This is a genomic window from Paracoccus aestuariivivens (assembly GCF_009711225.1).
Taxonomy (GTDB): Bacteria; Pseudomonadota; Alphaproteobacteria; order Rhodobacterales; family Rhodobacteraceae; genus Paracoccus; species Paracoccus aestuariivivens.
The window spans coordinates 628,744-649,849 of record NZ_WMIE01000001.1; the positions used below are offsets into that span (position 1 = coordinate 628,744).

Here is a 21,106-nt window from a genome sequence, read left to right on the forward strand (position 1 = left end):
ACAGGGAAAGCCTAGCCCCCCATCCCGACAGGATCAACGCAGCGCGGACTGTGCCGCAGCGCGAATGGCGCGGATGTTCTCGCCATATGGATTGCTGTTCGAGACAGAGCCGCCCTTGAACACCGCCGAACCGGCGACCAGCACATCAGCCCCCGCCTCGGCGACCAGCGGCGCGGTGGTCGGATCGACACCGCCGTCGATCTCGATATGGACCGGACGGTCACCGATCATGGCGCGCAGGGTGCGAACCTTTTCGACCTGGCTGCGGATGAATTTCTGCCCGCCGAATCCGGGGTTGACGGTCATGATGCAGACAAGATCCACATCGTCCAGCAGACCCTTGGCCGCCTCGACCGGAGTGCCGGGGTTCAGCGCAAGGCCCGCTTTCGCACCGGTAGCGCGGATCGCCTGCAAGGTGCGGTGGATATGCGGACCTGCCTCAAGATGGGCGGTGATGAAATCGGCACCCGATTCCGCGAAGGCGTCGATGTACTGATCCACCGGCGAGATCATCAGGTGGACGTCCATCACGCCCTTGATATGCGGGCGGATCGCCTTGCAGGTCGAGGGACCGAAAGTGATGTTCGGCACGAAATGCCCGTCCATCACATCGACATGGATCCAGTCGGCACCTTCGGCCTCGACGGCTTGGATCTCTTGGCCGAAATTCGCGAAATCAGCGGAGAGGATCGAGGGGGCGATCTTGATGCTGCGGTCGAAGCTCATGGCACGTCCTTCCTGCGGCTGCCGTCAATGTCGAGCCCGCCGGAAAAGACGCGGCTGGCGCGGATGTCGGCCTCCGTTATCGTGGAAAGCGATTTGGCGTCAACCACACCTGCTGCGGAAAACAGCCGGTTTGCCTGACGTAATCGTGCGCGGTCGAGCGCGTTCCGGATGCTGCGGGCATTGGCGAAATGCGGCTGTTCGCGACGCAGGCGGATATATTCCCGCATCGCAGCCCCCCCCGCTTCGTCGAAGCCGTACCCCTGCGCATCCAGCATCGCGCCCGATATGCGCCCCAGTTCCTCGTCTGAGTAATCGGGAAACTCGATGTGATGCGCGATGCGCGAACGGAACCCCGGATTGGCCGAAAAGAAGCGGTCCATCCGGTCGGCATAGCCCGCCATGATCACGACCAGATCGTCGCGGTTATTCTCCATGACCTGCAACAGGATCTCGATCGCCTCCTGCCCGTAGTCACGTTCATTGTCGGGTTTATACAGGTAATAGGCCTCGTCGATGAACAGGACGCCGCCCATCGCCTTCTTCAGCACTTCCTTGGTTTTGGGGGCGGTGTGGCCGATATATTGTCCGACCAGATCGTCCCGGGTGACGCTGACCAGATGCCCCTTGCGGACATAGCCCAGCCGATGCAGCAGACCGGCCATTTTCAACGCGACGGTGGTCTTGCCGGTCCCCGGATTGCCGGTGAAGGACATGTGCAAAGTCGGGGTTTCATGGGCCAGGCCAAGCTGACGCCTTGCCCGATCCACCAGCAGCAGCGCCGCAGTTTCGCGGATACGCTCCTTGACCGGAGCCAGCCCGATCAATTCGCGGTCCAACTCGTCCAGAATCTCGCGCACGCCCGAGGATTCGTATTCCGCCCTCAGATCGACTGTCGTCGCTGCATTCCCGTCCATCGGCCTATTCTCCGTTGCAGACGCCCATTCGGAGCGGCGGGGGCCGGCTGCCCCCGCCTTCGATCAAGGAACCATCTCATGCGTGTAGCGCATCGAGCGGCCATCAACCTCTTGCCGCCACGTCCGGAACGACGGCTCACGCGCGGGGCGGTTCACGATGAAGGACATCATCACCGTTTCCCATCCGCGCGAACTGTCGAAGGCGTTGATTCGGATATAGGCGTCGCCCTGCTCCTTGCGGCAATCATCCAGTTCGATCATCACGCCCTTGGCATCCTTGAGGTCGAACATCGGATGGCCCCACATCTCCCAATAGGTGTTCCGGGGGTGCGGCTCGTCGGTATATTCGATCCCGACCGCCCAGCCCCGCGACAGGATATATTCGACCTGATCGCGGATCTGGTTGTCGTCGAGATCGGGCAGGAACGAAAAACAGCCCTGAGTGATACGCATATTCCCCTCCCTTAGCTGACGGATGCGGTCGGAACGAAGTCCGAGGTGTCGGTGGGCGTGTAGTTGAAGGTGATGTTCCCCCAGGTGTCCAAGGCAGCCTCCAGCGGCTTGCACCATTTCGCGGCCTTGCGCAGTACTTCGAGACCTTCATTCGCGATATCAATGCCCTCGTTGCGGGCCAGAACCATGGCCTCCAGCGCCACGCGGTTCGCGGTCGCCCCGGCCTGAATGCCCATCGGATGCCCGATGGTGCCGCCGCCGAATTGCAGGACCACATCGTCGCCGAACAGGTCGATCAGCTGATGCATCTGCCCGGCATGGATGCCGCCCGAGGCGACCGGCAGCACCCGTTTCAGGTTCGCCCAATCCTGCTCGAAGAAGATGCCGCGCGGCAGATCGACGGGGTTATGCATCTCGCGGCAGACATTGTAATAGCCCTGCACGGTCATCGGGTCGCCCTCCAGCTTGCCGACGGCGGTGCCGCAATGCAGGTGATCGACCCCCGCCATGCGCAGCCATTTCGCGATCACGCGGAAGCTGATGCCGTGGTTCTTCTGGCGCGTATAGGTGCCATGCCCGGCGCGGTGCATATGCAGGATCATGTCATTCTGCCGCGCCCAGTTGGATATGGACTGCGTCGCCGTCCAGCCGATGATCAGATCGACCATGATGATGACCGAGCCAAGTTCTTTGGCGAATTCGGCGCGGCGGTACATCTCCTCCATCGTGCCGGCGGTAACGTTCAGGTAATGGCCTTTGACCTCGCCGGTGACGGCGGTGGCCTTGTTCACCGCCTCCATGCAGTAAAGGAACCGGTCGCGCCAATGCATGAAGGGCTGCGAGTTGATGTTCTCGTCATCCTTCATGAAGTCGAGGCCGCCCTTCAGCCCCTCATAGACGACGCGGCCATAGTTCTTGCCCGAGAGGCCCAGCTTGGGCTTGGTCGTCGCGCCCAGCAGCGGGCGGCCGAACTTGTCCAACCGCTCGCGCTCGACCACGATGCCGGTGGGCGGGCCGGAGAAGGTTTTCAGATAGGCGACGGGGAAGCGCATGTCCTCGAGCCGCGCGGCCTTCAGCGGCTTGAAGCTGAAGACATTGCCGATGATCGAGGCGGTCACATTGGCGATCGAGCCTTCCTCGAACAGGATCAGGTCATAGGCGACGTAGCAGAAATATTGCCCCGGCGTTCCCGGCACCGGCTCGACCTTGTAGGCTTTCGCGCGATATTGGTCGCAGGCGGTCAGCCGATCGGTCCAGACCACCGTCCATGTCGCAGTCGAGCTTTCTCCGGCAACGGCAGCTGCCGCCTCGATGGGGTCCACGCCCTCCTGCGGCGTGATGCGAAAAAGCGCGAGGATATCGGTATCCTTCGGCTCGTAATCGCCGTCCCAATAGCCCATCTGGGCGTATTTCAACACGCCCGCCGCGTAGCGCTTTTTGGCGTCGGTAATCTGGGTCTTGGACATCTCGTTCATCAGACTTCCTCCCTATGCGGCCTTCGAGCCGGTGATGGCCGGGTCCAACGCCCCCGACGCGTAGCGTTTGGCCATCTCGTCCATCGGGATGACCCGGATCTTGCTGGCATGACCCGCGGTGCCGAAGCGTTCGAACCGGTCGCGGCAAAGCGCGGTCAGTTCCTTCATCGCGGGGATCATGAATTTGCGCGGATCGAATTCGTCGGGGCGGTCGCGGGCGACCTTGCGGAAATGCCCGGTCATCGCCATGCGGCAATCGGTGTCGATATTCACCTTGCGAACGCCGTGGCGGATGCCGCGTTCGATTTCCTCGACCGGGACGCCGTAAGTCTGAGGCATCACGCCGCCGGATTGGTTGATCAGGTCCTGCAAATATTGCGGCACGCTGGATGATCCATGCATGACCAGATGCGTGCCGGGTAGGCGCTGATGGATCGCCTCGATCACATGCATCGCGAGGATGTCGCCATCGGGTTTGCGACTGAATTTATAGGCGCCGTGGCTGGTGCCGCAGGCAATCGCCAAGGCGTCGCAACTGGTCCGCAGGACAAAATCCACCGCTTGGTCGGGATCGGTCAGAAGCTGGGAGTGATCAAGCTTCCCCTCCGCCCCCGAGCCGTCCTCGGCAGCGGCCTCGCCGGTTTCCAAGGAACCCAGCACGCCCAGCTCACCTTCGACCGAGGCCCCGACCGCATGGGCGGCCTCGGCGACCTTCGCCGTCACGCCGACATTATAGTCGTAATCGGCGGGGGTCTTCATATCCTCCAACAGCGAGCCGTCCATCATCACCGAGGTGAAGCCGTGCCGGATCGCGGACATGCAGGTAGCAAGATTATTGCCGTGATCCTGATGCAGGCAGATCGGGATGGTCGGGTTCATCTCGGCCAAGGCCTCGACCATGCGGCGCAGCATGATGTCCCCGGCGTAGGACCGCGCTCCGCGCGAGGCTTGCAGAATCACCGGCGCATCGACCTGCGCCGCCGCCTGTAGGATCGCGAGGCCCTGTTCCATATTGTTGATGTTGAAGGCAGGCACGCCGTAGCCATGCTCGGCGGCGTGGTCCAGAAGCTGTCTCAGCGTGATAAGGGCCATCACTTTCCTCCCCGGATCAGTTGATTGGCAAGTTCAGCGGTCGCGTCAGTGGTGATGCCGAAATGGCGGTAAAGCTCGGGGGCGGGGGCGGATGCGCCAAAGCCCGTCATGCCGATGAAGCCGTCGCCGGGGCGCAGGAACAGACCGTCCCAACCCTGCCGGATCAGCGCCTCGATGCCGATGCGGGGGGCTTGGCCAAGGACGGCCTCGCGTTCCTCGGCGGGGCGAGCGGCGAAAAGCTCGAAACAGGGGGCCGAGACGACCGCCGCCCGCAGCCCCTGCCCCGCCAGCATGTCAGAGGCCGCCAGAGCAAGCTCGACCTCGGAGCCCGTCGCGATCAGCGTCACGTCGCGCGGCCCATCCGTGTCGCGGAGGACATAGGCCCCTTGCCTCGTCAGGTTCTCTGGCGCGGCATCCCGCACCGTCGGGAGGTTCTGGCGCGAGAGGCACAGGACCGAAGGCGTTCTGGGCGCGGTCAGGGCGATCTCCCATGCCTCGGCGGTCTCGATAGCGTCGGCGGGGCGAAAAACCAGCACATTGGGAATGGCGCGTAGGGCCGCGACATGCTCGACCGGCTGGTGGGTCGGACCGTCCTCGCCCAGACCGATGCTGTCATGGGTCATCACATGGATGACCGGCACCCCCATCAGCGCCCCCAGCCGGATCGCGGGGCGGGAATAGTCGCTGAAGGCCAGAAAGGTCCCGCCATAGGGGATCAGCCCGCCATGCAACGCGATGCCGTTCATCGCCGCCGCCATGCCGTGCTCGCGGATACCGTAATGGATGTAGCGGCCCGTACGGTCAGCGGCGGTCACCGCTGTCATCCCCTTGGTGCGGGTGTTGTTCGAACCGGTCAGGTCCGCCGAGCCGCCCACGGTATTCGGGAGCACGGCGTTCACCACCTCTAGCGCCATTTCGCTGGATTTGCGGGTAGCGACCTTGGGCCGGTCATTCGCCAGCGTCTGGCAAAAGGCGGCGATAGCCTGACGTAGCTGGATGGCGGCGGGCGCGGTCAGCGAGGCAGTGACATCGGCCTTGAGAGGGGAACGGTTCAGCCGCTCCTGCCAAGCCAACCGCGCCTTTGCCCCCCGCGCAGAGACAGAGCGCCAGGAGTCGAGGATCTCCTGCGGTAGCGCGAAGGGTTCGTATGTCCAGCCCAGATGGGCACGGGCAGCAGCGATCTCGGCAGCACCCAAAGGCGCACCATGCACGTCATGACTGCCCTGCTTGTTCGGTGCGCCATAGCCTATCACGGTGCGGCAGGCGATCAGCGAAGGTCGATCATCCTGGCGGGCAGCGGTAATCGCGGCAGCCACCGCCTCGCGGTCATGACCGTCCACCGCCTGCACATGCCAGCCCGAGGTCGCAAACCGCGCCTGCTGGTCGGTCGAGGTCGAAAGCCCGGTCCCGCCGTCGATGGTGATGCGGTTGTCGTCCCACAGAACGATCAGCCGCCCCAGCCGTTGATGACCGGCGAAGTCGATGGCCTCGTGGCTGATCCCCTCCATCAGGCAGCCATCACCGCATATGACATAGGTCCAGTGATCGACCAGATCATCACCGAAGCGTGCGTTCATCATGCGCTCGGCCAAGGCCATGCCGACGGCGGTAGAGATGCCCTGCCCCAGCGGGCCGGTGGTGGTCTCGATCCCCTTGGCATGGCCGTATTCGGGATGCCCCGCCGTGCGCGAGCCAAGCTGGCGAAAGGCGCGCAGCTGGTCCATGCCCATATCGTCGTAACCCAGCATGTGGTTGATCGCATAGACCAGCATCGAACCATGCCCCGCCGACATCACGAAACGGTCGCGGTCAGGCCATTTGTCATCCGAGGGATCAATCCGCATGAAACGGTTGAACAGGACCGTCGCCACATCGGCCATGCCCATCGGCGCGCCGGGATGGCCGGATTTCGCGGCCTCGACCGCATCCATCGCCAAGACGCGGATCGCGGTCGCCATCGCGGCTTCCTGATCGGAGTGGACGGGTGCCATCTGGTTCATCGCAATTCTCCTTTCACGCGCGTTTCGAGTCGTTGAACATACGCAGGATGATCGGCGTCAGGATCAGCTGCACGGCGAGGTCCAGTCGCGGGCCGGGGATGACGATCGAATTCGCCCGGCTCATCCACGAACCGTGGATCATCGAGGTCAGATAAGGAAAATCGATGCCGCGCGGATTGCGGAACCGGATCACCACAAGGCTTTCGTCATGGGTCGGAATCCAGCGTGCGATGAACGGGTTCGAGGTATCGACGACCGGAACGCGCTGGAAGTTGATGTCGGTCTGGGTGAATTGCGGGCAGATTACATGGACGTAGGCATGCATCCGGCGCAGGATCACATCGGTGACGGCCTCGGTCGAATAGCCCCGACTGGCTTTGTCGCGATGGATCTTCTGGATCCATTCCAGATTGATGACCGGAACGACACCGATTTTCAGATCGGCATATCGGGCGATGTCCAACTCGTCGGTTTTGACCGCTCCGTGCAGGCCTTCGTAGAACAGCAGATCGGAGTTCGGCTGGAAGTCCGACCACTCGCTGAACGTGCCGGGTGGTGTGCCCCAGATTTCGGCCTCGCGGTCGTCATGGACGTAATGACGGGTGCGACCCATGCCGGTTTCGCCATAGGTGCGGAAGACGTCTTCCAGCGTGGCAAGCTCGTTCGCGTCGATGCTGAAATGGCTGAAGGTGTGATCGCCCGCCTCGGTCCGGCGTGCCAGTTCGGCCTTCATTTCCGCACGGTCGTAGCGATGGAACGCGTCGCCCTCGATCGCGACGGATTTGATGCCCTCGCGCCGGAAAATCTGGTCGAAGGTGTTCTTGATCGTCGTTGTCCCTGCGCCAGACGAGCCGGTAACGGATATGATCGGATGCTTCTTGCTCATGGCTCTCTTCCCTCAGGCACGAAATAGACCGCGATTGCCGAACAGGGCCGAAACCTCGGTGTCTGGCAGATCGTGATAGGCGGCGATGCGGGCGACCTTCTCGGTCGAGCCGAACACGAAGGGCGTGCGTTGATGCAGTGTTCCCACGGTTTGCATGAGGATCGGCTCGCAGGCATCGCTGGCCTGACCGCCTGCCTGCTCGATCAGGAAGGCGATGGGGCCGCATTCGTACAGCATCCGCAGCCGCCCGCGTTCGTAGCCTTTGCGGGCATCCGAGGGGTACAGGAATACGCCCCCCCTGATCAGGATGCGATGCGCTTCGGCGACCAGAGACGCGATCCAGCGCATGTTGAAGTTCGTCTCGCGCGGGCCGTCGAGACCTGCAAGGCAATCATCGATATAGGCCCGGATCGGGCGCGACCAATGCCGGTAATTCGAGGCATTGATGGCAAACTCGAACGAGCAGTCAGGCATGACCAGCCGCGTCTCGACCAAGCGGAAGACGCCGGTGTCGGGGTCCAGCGCGTAATGCTGCACGCCGTCGCCAAAGGTGACCATCATTGCGCAGCGCGGGCCGTAGATGATGTAACCCGCCGCGATCTGCTGACGCATCGGGCGCAGGAAGCTGGCCTCGGATGTGGCCTCGTCGGGATAGATGGAAAAGATCGTTCCGATCGAGACATTGGTGTCGATGTTCGACGAACCGTCCAACGGGTCGATCGCGATCGCCAGACGCCCCGAGGGATTCAGCTCGATCGCGCTGTCCTGTTCCTCGGAAGCGAACCAGCGCAGCCCTGCACGCCCCAATGCCGAGCGGAACAGGTCATCCGCCAGAACGTCCAGCGCCTTTTGACCGTCACCATCCGAGTTGGTGCCGACAGGGCGACCCAATTCTCCGCCGCGACGGATCAGAACCGAAAGCTTAGCCCCTGCTTCGGCCAAGGCTTGCATCACCGGACGGAACTCACCCGGAATTTGCGTGGTATCGATGGACATTGCGGTCATCGTCCCCTCCCCAGGCCGGCTACCGTCCCTTGTTGTTGACACGGCCCCGCCTTCAGGAACATTTAATTAACCGGAAGTATCTTTCAGGAATTCCGAATGTCGCGCATCGATGCCATCACGTTACGCCAGCTTCGCGCCTTGCGGGCCGTCGTTGACACCGGATCGCTGACAGCCGCCGCAGCAGACCTTGGTCTTAGCCCGCCAGCCGTTCATGGCCAGTTGCGCGCACTAGAAGACCTGTTGTCGGCCCCCCTTGTGATCCGTGGCGAGCATGGCGCCTTCCGACCAACGGAGGAGGGCCGCGCCATGCTAGAGGCCGATGCGCAAATCGCCGTGGCGTTGGAAAGCGCGGCACGCCGAGTCGCAGCCTTGCAAAGCGGCCATATCGGGGCGGTGTCGCTGGGCGTCGTCTCGACCGGCAAGTACTTTGCGCCGCGCCTTGTGGCCGATCTGCGTCGTGCCATGCCCGATGTCGAGGTCACGTTGCGCATCGGAAACCGCGAGGCCGTGATCGCGTGGCTTGGCGCGCGGGCCGTCGATCTGGCGATCATGGGACGACCGCCGCGCAGTCCGGTCGTGATTGCCGAGCCCGTCGGCCCGCATCCGCACATCATCGTGGCCGCCCCCGACCACCCCTTGGCGAATGCGGACCCTGCGCTGCCGCAAGACCTGCTTGCCGAAACCTTCCTTGGCCGCGAGCGCGGTTCCGGAACGCGCATCCTGATGACGCGGTTTCTGGACCGGATCGGCGACGGCACCCCTTGGCGCATGGTCGAAATGGGCACGAACGAAACGATCAAGCAGGCGGTCATTGCGGGCTTGGGGATCGCGCTGATCTCGCTACATACCGTGACAGAGGAACTGCGCTCGGGGCGGCTGGTTTCGGTAAAGGCCATCGGCCTGCCGATCCAGCGCAGCTGGTTCTTGTTGCGGCGCGAGGATACGGCGCTGTCGCCCGCCGGATTGCGGGTGCATGACCATATCCGCGACCTGAACGGAGCGTTCCTGCCACAGGTCTGATCGCGCCCCCTTGGGCTTTTCCCGCCAAGCCTTATATTGGGGGCAACGCGCGCCGGCATATCGCTGCCCTGCGCATCTTATTCCGAAGGATTCACCATGGCTCAAACGAAGGACATTTCCTGGGACGACAATGTGTTGCCCTTCCAACTGGAGCATTCGGGCGTGCGCGGACGCGCGACCCGCGTCGGCCCGCTGCTTGAACATATCCTGTCACGGCACGATTATCCGCTGGCCGTCAGCGCCATGGTCGCCGAGCTTGTCACGCTGACCGCATTGATCGGCCCGACCATCAAGCTGCGCTGGAAACTGTCCCTGCAGGTGCGGGGCAACGGTGCCATCCGCACCATCGCCTCGGATTATTACGCCCCCGAAACCGAGGGCGGCCCCGCCCGCATCCGCGCATGGGCCAGCTTCGACGCCGACCGCCTGCGAGCCGACCAGAATGCCTTTTCGCAGATCGGCGAAGGCTATTTCGCCGTGCTGATCGATCAGGGCGAGGGCAACACCCCATATCAGGGGCTGACCCCGCTTGCGGGCGGCTCTCTGTCGGCATGTGCGCAGAACTATTTCGAGCAATCCGAGCAGCTGCCGACACGCTTCGAACTGACAGTCGGTCGGTCGCGTCTGGCCGGCCAGGCCGAAGATCACTGGCGCGCTGGCGGCATCATGCTGCAAACCCTGCCCGCGCAGCATCAGGTCGTCACCGAAAGCGGCGAGGCCCTGCAATCCGCCGACATCCTGCAAGGTGCCGAATCCGAGGACTGGAACCGCGCCAACATGCTGCTGACCACGGTCGAGCAAATGGAACTGGTCGATCCCAACCTGCCGCTGCCGAACCTGCTGTTCCGATTGTTCCACGAGGAACAGCCAACCGTCTTCGACCGTCAGGGTCTGCATTTCGGTTGCTCCTGCTCGCCGGATCGGGTGCGCGGAACGCTGTCGATCTATTCGGCCAAAGATATCGGCCACATGACGACCGAAGACGGCATCGTCACCGCCGATTGCCAGTTCTGCGGCGCACATTACGAATTCGACCCGCGTAGCCTTGGTTTCGAAGCAACGCTGGACGAGCATGGCAAACCCCTGCCCCCCGCAGAACAGGCCGCACAGTAACATGCTGACCGCGCCGCAAACCCTGCTGCGCGAACGGCTTTTGAAGGCCCTGTCGGTTCCGGCAGGGCCTTCCTCGGATTACGAACTGAACAGCCACGTTCCCGACAATGGCCATTTGCGTCCGGCCGGAGTGCTGGCTGCCTTCGACCGTCAGGGCCGACTGATCCTGACCAAACGGGCCAGCGGATTGCGTCACCATCCGGGCCAAATCTCGTTGCCCGGCGGCAAGGTCGAGTCCTTCGACACCGACCCTACAGCCGCCGCATTGCGCGAGGCGGATGAGGAAATCGGCCTGAAGCCATCGCAGGTCGAAATCCTTGGCACGCTGCCGCCACACCGCACCGTGACGAATTTCGCCATGACGCCGGTGCTGGGCCTGATCCGCGGCGACTTCACTCCGGTCCCCGAAACAGGCGAGGTCGACGAGGTTTTCGCCGTCCCCTTCGCGCATATCTCGGACCCCGCGAATTACCGCATCGAGCGCCGCCAATGGCGAGGCGACTGGCGCGCCTATTACGTCGCCCCTTACGGGCCCTATTACATCTGGGGCGCGACCGCGCGGGTTCTGCACGCATTGGCGGTCCGGTTGACGGCATGACACGGATTTCCGCTTCTTTCCTGAATGATTCCGGTCTGCGGCAGGTTCTGGCCGCACTGACGGATGCAGGCCATCAGGCTTTGATCGTCGGAGGCGCAGTCCGCAACTCGCTGCTGGACGAGCCGGTTTCGGACATCGACATCGCGACTTCGGCCCTGCCCGACGAAACCCGCCGCCTGACCGAGGCGGCAGGTCTGCGCGCCGTTCCGACCGGTATCGAACATGGCACGATCACCGTCGTCGCAAACGGCCATGGCTATGAGGTCACGACCTTCCGCCGCGATGTCGAAACCGATGGAAGACGCGCGGTCGTGGCTTTCTCGGATTGTATCGACGAGGACGCCCGACGCCGCGACTTCACGATGAACGCGCTTTACGCCGATTGGACGGGAAAAGTTTTTGATCCGGTCGGCGGCCTGCCCGACCTTGCCGCCCGCCGCCTTCGCTTTGTCGGCGAACCCCGCGCCCGCATCACCGAAGATTACCTGCGCATCCTGCGGTTTTACCGGTTCCACGCATGGTATGGCGCAAAAGGCGCCGCCGATCCTGCGGCCTTGGCTGCCTGCGCAGATCTGGCCTCCGGCCTGGACGGGATCTCGGCCGAGCGCATCGGTGCCGAGATGCGCAAACTGCTTGCCGCCCCGGACCCCGCCGAGTCCGTCGCGCTGATGCAGCAGGCAGGCATCCTTGCCCGCATCCTGCCCGGAGCAGACGGGCGCGACCTGCCCGCGCTCATTGCAGCCGAAGCGGCCTGCGGCCAACTGGCTGCATGGCCGTGCCGCTTGGCGCTGCTTGGCGCAGATGATGCCGTGTCCAAACTGCGCCTGTCGCGCGATGAAGCCACGCAGCAAAAGAAACTGGCCGAGGCTTTGGCCCTGCCTTTAGCCGAAGCGGCCTATCGTCACGGCGCGCGCATCGCGGAATCTGCCGCGCTGATCCTGCACGCGCGCGGCATTCCCCTTTGCCCCGATTGGCAGCAACGGATCGAACGGGCCACTGAAGCGCGCTTGCCGCTTACCGCCCGCGACCTGATGCCCGATCTGAACGGTCCCGCCTTGGGCGAGGCTTTGCGTCGGGCCGAAAATGCCTATATCGCAAACGACTTCACCTTGACGCGCGACCAGTTGCTACAGATCGCGCTGGAGACTTCGGCCATCTGAAAGGCTGACATTATGCATAATTATTTCGCCCGAATGATCGACGCCTTCCGTCCGGCGGATGGTCCTCCGCCCCGCACGCTGATGGCATTTTTCCGGTGGTGCCTGTCCGGCGCGTGGTCGGGACTGGCAATCGCGGGCTTTGCTTCGGCGCTCAGCGGTGTCGCGGACGTTCTGTCGGCGGTTTTCCTTGGTCGCGTCATCGACGCCGTGGTCACAACCCCCGTCGAACAGTTCTGGTCCGAGCAGGGCTGGCTGCTGGTGTCGTTCGTATTGTTCTTTCTGGTGGTCCGTCCGGCAATCGTCTGGCTTTCGACGGCCAGCTCCAGCGTCATCATCAACCCGAACGTCATGCCCTTGGTCTTGTCGCGGCTGCACCGCTGGACGATGGGCCATTCCGTGACCTTCTTTGACAACGACTTTGCCGGCCGCATCGCGCAAAAGCAGATGCAGACCGCACGGGCCGTCACCGATGTGGCCTCGGAAATGGTCAACGTCGTAGCTTTCGCGCTGGCCTCGGTGCTGGGCTCGGCGGCATTTCTGGTTTCGGTCGATGGCTGGGGCGCGCTGGCACTGATCGTCTGGCTGGGGTCTTACGTCGTGCTGATCCGGTACTTCATGCCCCGCATCCGCGAACGCTCGGCAGGGCGAGCATCGGCACGCGCGATGGTGACGGGACAGGTCGTCGATACGATCACCAATATCAAGACCGTCAAACTATTCGCCCATGCCGAGCACGAGGACCGCGCCGCGCTTGGCGCCATGGCCGGTTTCCGCGAAAGTGCATTGGATTTTGGCCGCGTCTCGACATGGTTCCGCCTGTCCCTGATGACGATCGCCGGAGCCCTGCCCGTCATCCTTGTCGGCGGCACAATGCTGCTGTGGCGGCAGGGGCTGGCGACTCCGGGCGATATCGCAGCTTCGGGGGCCATCGCGATGCGGCTGGCCCAGATGACCGGCTGGGTCAGCATGGCGCTGATGGGCGTCTGGGGCAGCATCGGCGAGGTCGAGGACGGGATGAAGACCCTGTCTCCGCCGCATAGCCTGACCGACGCGCCCGATGCGCTTGAACTGGGCCGCGTGGCTGGCCGGATCGATTTCGAACAAGTCGATTTCGCTTATGGCAAGGAAGGCGGCGGCATTCGCGAACTGGACCTGCATGTCGCTGCCGGCGAAAAGTTGGGTATCGTCGGTGCATCAGGAGCCGGCAAATCGACGATGGTTTCGCTGCTTCTGCGGCTTTACGATGTCGAGAAGGGTGCGGTCCTGATCGACGGGAATGACCTGCGCAAGGTCACGCAAGAAAGCCTGCGTCGCAATATTGCCATGGTCACGCAAGAGACCGCGATGTTCAACCGCTCGGCCTATGACAATATCCTGTATGGTCGTCCCGACGCGACCAAGGTCCAGATCATCGCCGCAGCAAAAGCCGCCGAGGCGCACGATTTCATCCTGAACCTGCGCGATCACGCGGGTCGCACCGGCTACGACGCCCATCTGGGCGAACGCGGAGTGAAGCTGTCGGGCGGGCAACGGCAGCGCATCGCCTTGGCCCGCGCGCTGTTGAAGGATTCACCCATTCTGGTACTGGACGAAGCCACCAGCGCGCTCGACAGCGAGGTCGAGGCGCAGGTTCAGGACGCGCTGCACCGCGCCATGCGGGGCAAGACTGTTCTGGCCATCGCGCATCGTTTGTCCACCATCGCCGAGCTGGACCGTATCGTCGTGCTTGAATCCGGCCGGATTGTCGAACAAGGCACACATAGCGAATTGCTGGCGCTGAACGGCACTTACGCCCGCTACTGGAACCGCCAATCGGGCGGTTTCCTTGGAACTGATGACGACGAGACGACCGAGGCTGCCGAGTGACCCATTGGACGATCGAGCGACTGGGCCGCAAAGGCGATGGTGTTGCCATCCGCGATGACGCACGCGCATTGGCCGCCCTGACCCTGCCCGGCGAGGTGATCGAAGGCGAGGTTGTGGAGGGTCGCATCGCGGCCCCGCGCATCATCACCCCTTCAGCGGATCGGGTGCGCCCAGCCTGTCAGCACTATCGTGCATGTGGTGGCTGTTCGCTGATGCATGGATCGGACGACTTCGTGAAAACATGGAAGGTCGGCGTCGTCACCGAGGCCTTGCGTGCGCAGGGGCTGACTGCGCCGGTCGCTGGCGTGCATGTCTCGCCACCGCGGTCGCGCAGACGCGCGGTCCTGTCGGGACGGCGCACTAAAAAGGGCGCTCTGCTGGGATTCCATGCCCGCGCCTCGGAAGTGATCGTCGATATCTCCGACTGCCATGTCCTGCGTCCCGCGATCCAGAAGGCACTGCCTTTGCTGCGCGAGATCGTCGTGGTCGGTGCTTCGCGCGCGGGCGAGTTGTCACTGACCGTGACCGAAACCCGCTCGGGTCTGGATGTGACCGTGACCGGCGGCAAGACGATGGAACCCGCCCTGTTCGAGGCACTGGCCGCGCTGGCCGACAAGGGCGATCTGGCTCGTTTGACATGGGGCGATCAGCCGATCACCCGCCGTCCGCCCGCAATCGCGTTTGGTCGGGCGCAGGTCACGCCGCCTCCGGGCAGTTTCCTGCAAGCCACCGCCGAGGGCGAGGCTGCGCTTTTAGCGGTGATCCGCGACATCACGCGTGGTGCGAATCGCATCATCGAGCTGTTCGCGGGTTGCGGCACCTTTACCCTTCCGCTGGCCGAAACCGCCGAGATCCACGCTATCGAGGGCTTGCCCGCCCCACTTCAGGCAATGGACGCCGCGGCGCGCAAAGCAGGCGGATTGCGCCGAATCACGACCGAGATACGCGACCTTGCGCGTCGTCCGCTTCTGATCGACGAACTGGGCTATGACGCGATTGTGATCGACCCGCCGCGGGCCGGTGCAGAGCCACAGGCCCGCGAAATCGCGAAATCCAAGGCAGGGGTTCTGGCATGGGTCAGTTGTGATCCGGTAACTTTCGCCCGCGATGCGCGAATTCTTGCCGAGTCCGGTTGGGAGATTTCCCGCCTTTTCGTAATCGACCAGTTTCGTTGGTCACCTCACGTCGAAACTGTGGCGGAAATTCGCCGACGCTAGCGATATTTTTACCTGTATGGTATTCAACTGCTCAATGAAAACGGTGCGCAAGCACGCAGAGGGCAGTGATGATACGGGCATTTCGCGCATTGATCGCGGTGTTCGCAGTTTCGCTATTGGCAAACTGCGGCGGCGATAGCAGCCAACCGGCAAGCAGCAAGTTCAAAACCTATCACGGGCCTCCGGTCACGCAGGTCGTGGTCAAGAAGTCCGAACGCAAGTTGTATCTCATCAGCGGTCGTTCGGTCCTGAAGGGATACGAGATCGATCTTGGCAACCAGCCTCTTGGTCACAAGCAATACGAAGGCGACGGCAAGACGCCGGAAGGCGTCTACTTCATCGACCGCAAGAACCCGCGAAGTCGGTATCACCTGTCGCTTGGGATTTCCTATCCGTCGACCGAAGATGTTGCCCGGGCAGCGATGATGGGTCTGCGGCCCGGCGGCGATATCATGATCCACGGCCTCGGCCCGGAGGGGCGGGCCATCAACCGACCCGATTGGACCGCCGGTTGCATCGCGGTCACCGATGAAGAGATCGAAGAAATCTTCGCCATGATCAATCCCGGCGTTCCGATCTTTATCTACCCGTGACACCACCCGCAACGACCAGCAAAGAAAAGGCCCCGGAGACGATCCGGGGCCTTCCTTATTCCGTCGGCATCGGCCCGAGCCGGGATCAGAGTCCCGGAGCCGAGGCCACGTTGTAGCCTCCTGCTGCGATCGGGGTCGTCGCGCCGCTACCGGCGGTCAGCAGAACCCACCAGATCTTACCCGAGGGCTCCTGGAACCAGCCGACACCGAATTCGGTCGCGCGCGGGTCCATGATGACGTCGCGGGTGTCACGGTTCTGCATCCACGCGTTCAGGGTGGTGATCTCGTTTTCGTAGGTTTCCGAGATGTTCTCGCCGATCAGGTGGCCCATATAGCCTTGGCGCCGAATCCGGTCGAGCGGCGACGATCCATCCGAACCGAAATGCCACGCGCGGTTCTGCGCAGCCATGTCGCGGGCGTGGGCCTTGGAGGCAACATCCAGCATCGGGTTCTGCATCAACGGAGGCGCGCCGACATTCGCGCGAAGCTGGTTGATCTGCCCGGCGACACGGCCGGGAATCTCGGCCTCTTCGCGCGGCGTGATCTTATAGGCCACGGGAATCGGTTTTCCGTCCGGACCAAGTTGGGGTTGCTGCGACTGGCAGGCCGTCAGCGCCAGCACCGACAGCAGCGCAACGGTGGCAAGTTTCATCATCTGTATCTGTCCCGCAAGATATTTTGCCGCAAGCAATACAAAACCGCGCGCAAGCCTTCAAACCCAAGATTGCGTGAGCGCAACATAGTGCGACCAGGATGCGACAATGACGCGAGTTTGAATTGCAAGCGACCACACCTGCGCGTAATTGCCCTAACCAGGACGACCTCAACAAAAAATTGGGCAGTGACGGCCGCGCAGGCGGTCCATGAAATATTCAGGAGCGTTACATGATTACCCCGAAGAATCCGGTTTCGCGCCGGAATTTTCTGACCACCTCGGTGGCTCTGGGGGCAGCCGGACTTGCCGCGCCGGCGATTGCCCAGTCGATCGACCCCTATACCGGTCTGCCCCTGCAAGGCACCGGCGGTGGCGCGACCCCCGATGCGGGCATGGTCCAGTATGACAATACGCAGGACTCGCGCCGCAATATCTCCAGCTTCCGCATGCAGGACTGGCAGCCCTATTTCAGCAACCTGACCAACGGCGCGATTCTGGTCGATCTGACCTCGCGCGCGCTTCATTACTGGTCCGAGGATCAGTCGGTCTACAAACTGTTCCCGACTTCGGTCCCGGTCAGTGCAGACCTGACCCGCACCGGTCGTACCGAGATCATCAAGAAGGTCAAGGGCCCGACATGGTCGCCCACCCCCGAGATGAAAAAGCGCAACCCGGAATGGCCCGACTTTGTGCCTGCCGGTCCTGACAACCCGTTGGGCACGCATGCATTGTGGCTAAGCTGGCAATATTACCGCATCCACGGCACGCACGACACGCGCAAGATCGGTCGCAAATCCTCGAACGGCTGCATCGGGCTTTACAACGAGCACATCCAGCAGCTTTACGATCTGACCAATGTCGGCACGCAAGTGCTGTTGATCTGACGCCGGATTCCAGAATCAAAAACCCCGGATCGCAGCCCGCGATCCGGGGTTTTTTAACCTTTTCACCTACCCATCGTCGCTATTGCAGCATTCGCCGACCTACGGGATGTCGAAGTCCGCACCTGCCCGCTACCGGACGACAAACTGGAGACCAAATGGTGATCCGTTGAGGCGCCATTGGTCCGAACCCAACGGCGAACGCGCTGAAGTGGCCTCGATCTCGCCAAGAATGATTTCCAGATCCACGCCGCGAACTCGGAGGGACGCGCCATTGTCCGGAAGCGGCCTCCCCGCACGCGCTTCTTGGCGTTCATCTCCGGACTTGCGCCGTGCGTCGTGGCCATGGAAGCCTGCGCCATATGGCATCACTGGGCGCTCTGGGTCACGAGGTCCGACCGATTCCGCCGATTTATGTGCAACCGTTTGTAAAGAGCCAGAGTGAAGCGGAAAAGAAAACGATCCGGTGAATCGTTTTCCCGCTGAACGATGTGGTGGCGATCACGGAGGCCGACGATGCGCACGGTTCCCGTGAGGTCGTCGGAGCAGCAAGCCCTTGCCATGCTGTTCCGGACCCGCAAGTGAGACCCAGCGGATCGCCTCACGGGATCCCGACCGTCAGGCCGCCGAAAGCCACATCCGCTTCAGCGCCCCCGGCACTGCCGAGACCGAGCACGTAGCCTAAGCCCACTTCGGAAAGGAAAATTCCGGCCCGGATTGGACTTCTGCAACAACGCCGATCACAGCCCTCACCTGATCAGAAACAGCCGCTTGCTTCTGCGACGGCCCGATCGATCCGAAGGTTCAGATCCAGCCACCCAGATTCTCCTGAATGATCGTCGTCAGCACATTGATATGGTCGGGTTCGGCATTCAGACAGGGGATATAGGTGAAGTTCTTGCCGCCAGCATGCACGAAGGCCTCGCGGATCTCGCCCTGAATTTCCTCGAGCGTCTCGATACAATCCGCCGAGAAGGCCGGAGAGATCACCGCGATATCGGTAATGCCCTGACGCGCCAATTCGGCGACATGCTTGACTGTGTAGGGTTGAAGCCATTCCTCGCGGCCAAAGACCGATTGGAAGGTCGTGTCGATGACTTCCGGCCCCCAACCCAGCCGTTCTGCCAGCAGACGCGAGGTCTTCTGGCACTGGCAATGGTAAGGGTCGCCCTGCGTCAGATAACGCTTTGGCATGCCATGATAACTTGCCACCAGTTTGCGGGGCGTCGCGCCGCCCAAGGCGCGCTCGACAGAGTTGGCCAGTGCGTCAATGTAATCGGGCCGGTCGAAATAGGGCGCGGTCGTGCGGGCAGCGGGTTGCCAGGTTTGCTGCATCAGCGCCCGGAAGAACTGGTCATTCGCCGTCGCTGACGTCGCTCCGGCATATTGCGGGTAAAGCGGCAGGAACAGGATCTTGTCGCAGCCCGCCTTGACCATGCGATCGACCACGACCTCGGTCGAGGGATTGCCGTAGCGCATGCAGAAATCGACCATGACGCGGTCACCCCACAGGTCTTGCGCACGCGCCTGCAGCGCCGCGACCTGCTGCTTGGTGATCGTCATCAGCGGGCTTTCATTCGCCTCGTTGTTCCAGATCGTCTTGTAATTCGCGCCCGAAGTGAAGGGCCGCTTGGTCAGGATGATGCCCTGCAGGATCGGCTGCCACTTCCAGCTTGGCAGATCGATCACCCGCTTGTCCGAAAGGAACTCGCTCAGATAGCGCCGCATCGACCAGTAATCCGTGCCGTCCGGCGTGCCCAGATTGGCGACCAGCACGCCGATCCGGCGCGCCGTAACTTGCGGGTGATCGGCAGGGATTGTCTGGAGAGGGCTCATTCCGTGGTTTTCCTCATGCTTGCAAGCGCGTCGGCCAACGGCATCTTCGCCGATCCGGGGCGCAACGGTTGCTGCTGACTGGCATCTGGTGCCCATCCGGTCAGGCAGACCAGATCGAACGTGGCCCGTATCCTGTCGGGATTCTGCAGGTCCGGATAGCTTTCCGCGTAAAGCTGGGCGGCGCGCAGCAATACCGCGCTGCGGGTCGGGCGGCGCAGGCGACCGGCCAATGCATTCCCCTCGCCCATGCCGCGCAGATCGCGGGCCAGATGGACCAGATCAAGGTAACTGACATTCTGTGAAATCTGGTCTGCGACCGGCAGTGCCAGACCTGCACGACCCAAAAGCGCGCCAAGATCCCTGATCTCGCCCATCGGCAGGATTCGCGGAGAAAGCCCACCCGTCACCTCGGCTTCGGCGCGGGTAAGGACGTCGCGCAATTCATGCAGGGTTCGCCCTCCGGGACAGGCCGCGAAGAACAGGCCGTCGGGACGCAAGGCACGGGCACTTTGGGCTATCTGACCGACCGGGTCTTCCGCCCAGTGCAGCGACATGGCATGCACGACCAAATCGTAAGCGCCGGGCGCCAGATCCAGTTCGGGGGCGTCCTCGACAATTCTGGCATCGGGCATGGCCTTGGCCCAGAAGTCGGGCATACCGGTGACAACGGCCATGGCCGTAAACGACCTGTTAACCTCTGCCAGCCTATCCTGAAGCTCTTCGGCAACAATGCGATGCAGGAAATCGACACTTCCGATACGGTCTGCTCGGGCCCGATTGCGCATGAGCGCGGCGCGGTCGATCAATTGGGGAACGGGTTTTTGATGGGCATTCATCATGATGGCGCACAATAAGGGGCTTCGGGGCGTGATGAAAGGCGGTTTGCGGCTGATCTTTCCAGCGCAATGCCTGTGTTGCGGTGAACCCGTCGCGGAAGAGGGCGGTCTTTGCGCGAACTGCTGGGCAGAGGCCCGGTTCATCACCGGCTGCTGCTGCTCGCGCTGCGGGCTTCCCCTTCCGGGCGAATTGCTGGGGGACGAGGATGACGAGGGCGGTTTCCTGATTTGCGACGAATGTCTGCACATCGACCGCCCATGGCTGCGCGGGCGCGCGGCCTTGGTCTATGACGGCACGGGCCGCAAGCTGGCCCTGATGCTGAAACACGGCGACAGACCGGACATCGCTCCGGTGCTCGGGGATTGGGTGGCACGCGCCGCCGCGCCCCTGATCCGTCCCGAGATGGTGGTGATTCCGGTTCCGGTCCATATCCGTCGTCTGGTCGGGAGAAAATATAATCAGGCCGAGCTGTTGGCCGAACGTGTCGCCCGTGTCTACGAATTGACCCACTTTGCCCACGCCTTGCGCCGGTTGCGGCACACGCCGATGCAGGATCACGGCACGGTCGATGACCGCTTCGCCAATGTCGAGGACGCGTTCAGCCTGTCCCGCCGCTTTACCCGCGACATCGAGGGACGCTCGGTTCTGCTGGTCGATGACGTGATGGCTTCGGGGGCCACGCTGGCGGCTGCGGCCGATGCGCTGCGCGCGGCGGGCTCGGGCCCGATCTCGGTGGTGGTTCTGGCACGCGCGGTGAAGGATGCCTAAATAGAAGGGAT

At 62.8% G+C, this 21,106-nt stretch carries 20 protein-coding genes and 1 pseudogene; 10 read left to right on the forward strand and 11 right to left on the reverse strand.

Going from position 1 to position 21,106, the window contains the following annotated elements; all coding sequences use genetic code 11:
* Positions 1-33 precede the first annotated feature (33 nt).
* From rpe to GL286_RS03255, 8 genes are all read right to left on the reverse strand, one after another.
* Entirely contained in the window at positions 34-726 is a 693-nt protein-coding gene (gene rpe / locus GL286_RS03220) for a ribulose-phosphate 3-epimerase (RefSeq protein WP_155094083.1), read from the reverse strand.
* Entirely contained in the window at positions 723-1,640 is a 918-nt protein-coding gene (gene cbbX, locus GL286_RS03225) for a CbbX protein (protein WP_155094084.1), read from the reverse strand. The genes rpe and cbbX overlap by 4 nt, the downstream gene beginning before the upstream one ends.
* A 63-nt stretch (positions 1,641-1,703) precedes the next feature.
* Complete coding sequence (locus GL286_RS03230; RefSeq protein ID WP_155094085.1) at positions 1,704-2,093, reverse strand: ribulose bisphosphate carboxylase small subunit; 390 nt, start codon at positions 2,091-2,093, stop codon at positions 1,704-1,706.
* 11 nt (positions 2,094-2,104) lie between these two features.
* Positions 2,105-3,559 carry a form I ribulose bisphosphate carboxylase large subunit gene (locus tag GL286_RS03235; protein ID WP_425496084.1) on the reverse strand — a complete coding sequence of 485 codons (1,455 nt, stop codon included), beginning with the start codon at positions 3,557-3,559 and terminating at the stop codon, positions 2,105-2,107.
* A gap of 21 nt (positions 3,560-3,580) precedes the next feature.
* Positions 3,581-4,660: a class II fructose-bisphosphate aldolase gene (fba, locus tag GL286_RS03240; protein WP_155094087.1), complete on the reverse strand. Its 1,080-nt coding sequence runs from the start codon at positions 4,658-4,660 to the stop codon at positions 3,581-3,583.
* Complete coding sequence (tkt, locus tag GL286_RS03245; protein WP_425496080.1) at positions 4,660-6,660, reverse strand: transketolase; 2,001 nt, start codon at positions 6,658-6,660, stop codon at positions 4,660-4,662. Before tkt ends, fba begins: the two co-directional genes overlap by 1 nt.
* Before the next feature lie 13 nt (positions 6,661-6,673).
* Positions 6,674-7,546, reverse strand: a complete 873-nt coding sequence (locus GL286_RS03250) for a phosphoribulokinase (RefSeq protein WP_155094088.1) — start codon at positions 7,544-7,546, stop codon at positions 6,674-6,676.
* Between the two features lie 12 nt (positions 7,547-7,558).
* Positions 7,559-8,551 carry a class 1 fructose-bisphosphatase gene (locus GL286_RS03255; protein WP_155094089.1) on the reverse strand — a complete coding sequence of 331 codons (993 nt, stop codon included), beginning with the start codon at positions 8,549-8,551 and terminating at the stop codon, positions 7,559-7,561.
* 96 nt (positions 8,552-8,647) lie between these two features.
* Here GL286_RS03255 and cbbR point away from each other — a divergent pair, with 96 nt between their 5' ends.
* From cbbR to GL286_RS03290, 7 genes are all read left to right on the forward strand, one after another.
* Positions 8,648-9,571, forward strand: coding sequence for a LysR family regulator CbbR (gene cbbR, locus GL286_RS03260; RefSeq protein ID WP_155094090.1), 924 nt, complete (start codon positions 8,648-8,650; stop codon positions 9,569-9,571).
* 96 nt (positions 9,572-9,667) lie between these two features.
* The gene (gene hslO / locus GL286_RS03265) at positions 9,668-10,684 is read left to right on the forward strand and encodes an Hsp33 family molecular chaperone HslO (RefSeq protein ID WP_155094091.1); all 1,017 of its coding nucleotides are present in this window, start codon (positions 9,668-9,670) and stop codon (positions 10,682-10,684) included.
* A 1-nt stretch (position 10,685) separates the two neighbouring features.
* Positions 10,686-11,282, forward strand: a complete 597-nt coding sequence (locus GL286_RS03270) for an NUDIX hydrolase (protein ID WP_155094092.1) — start codon at positions 10,686-10,688, stop codon at positions 11,280-11,282.
* Positions 11,279-12,442, forward strand: coding sequence for a CCA tRNA nucleotidyltransferase (locus tag GL286_RS03275; protein ID WP_155094093.1), 1,164 nt, complete (start codon positions 11,279-11,281; stop codon positions 12,440-12,442). The genes GL286_RS03270 and GL286_RS03275 overlap by 4 nt, the downstream gene beginning before the upstream one ends.
* A gap of 12 nt (positions 12,443-12,454) precedes the next feature.
* The gene (locus GL286_RS03280; protein WP_155094094.1) at positions 12,455-14,308 is read left to right on the forward strand and encodes an ABC transporter ATP-binding protein; all 1,854 of its coding nucleotides are present in this window, start codon (positions 12,455-12,457) and stop codon (positions 14,306-14,308) included.
* On the forward strand, positions 14,305-15,525 hold the full coding sequence (locus GL286_RS03285; RefSeq protein ID WP_170295025.1) for a class I SAM-dependent RNA methyltransferase: 1,221 nt from the start codon (positions 14,305-14,307) through the stop codon (positions 15,523-15,525). Before GL286_RS03280 ends, GL286_RS03285 begins: the two co-directional genes overlap by 4 nt.
* Before the next feature lie 68 nt (positions 15,526-15,593).
* Positions 15,594-16,118, forward strand: coding sequence for a L,D-transpeptidase family protein (locus GL286_RS03290; protein ID WP_155094095.1), 525 nt, complete (start codon positions 15,594-15,596; stop codon positions 16,116-16,118).
* A gap of 85 nt (positions 16,119-16,203) precedes the next feature.
* Here the strand turns inward: GL286_RS03290 and dalA are convergent, their stop codons facing one another.
* Positions 16,204-16,773 (reverse strand): divisome-associated lipoprotein DalA, encoded by a 570-nt coding sequence (dalA, locus tag GL286_RS03295; protein WP_155094096.1) that lies wholly within the window; start codon positions 16,771-16,773, stop codon positions 16,204-16,206.
* Between the two features lie 230 nt (positions 16,774-17,003).
* On the opposite strand from dalA, the gene GL286_RS03300 reads away from it, so the two are divergent.
* Entirely contained in the window at positions 17,004-17,657 is a 654-nt protein-coding gene (locus GL286_RS03300; RefSeq protein ID WP_155094097.1) for a L,D-transpeptidase, read from the forward strand.
* A gap of 586 nt (positions 17,658-18,243) precedes the next feature.
* Positions 18,244-18,339, forward strand: a pseudogene (locus GL286_RS03305) (IS5/IS1182 family transposase); the annotation flags it as partial.
* Positions 18,340-18,458: 119 nt separating this feature from the next.
* On the opposite strand, the gene hemH reads toward GL286_RS03305, so the two are convergent.
* Both hemH and GL286_RS03315 read right to left on the reverse strand, forming a co-directional pair.
* Positions 18,459-19,490: a ferrochelatase gene (gene hemH, locus GL286_RS03310; RefSeq protein ID WP_155094098.1), complete on the reverse strand. Its 1,032-nt coding sequence runs from the start codon at positions 19,488-19,490 to the stop codon at positions 18,459-18,461.
* The gene (locus tag GL286_RS03315) at positions 19,487-20,326 is read right to left on the reverse strand and encodes a methyltransferase domain-containing protein (protein WP_425496085.1); all 840 of its coding nucleotides are present in this window, start codon (positions 20,324-20,326) and stop codon (positions 19,487-19,489) included. Before GL286_RS03315 ends, hemH begins: the two co-directional genes overlap by 4 nt.
* Before the next feature lies 1 nt (position 20,327).
* Between GL286_RS03315 and GL286_RS03320 the strand changes: the two genes are divergently transcribed.
* Complete coding sequence (locus GL286_RS03320) at positions 20,328-21,095, forward strand: double zinc ribbon domain-containing protein (RefSeq protein WP_246184807.1); 768 nt, start codon at positions 20,328-20,330, stop codon at positions 21,093-21,095.
* Positions 21,096-21,106: the final 11 nt, after the last annotated feature.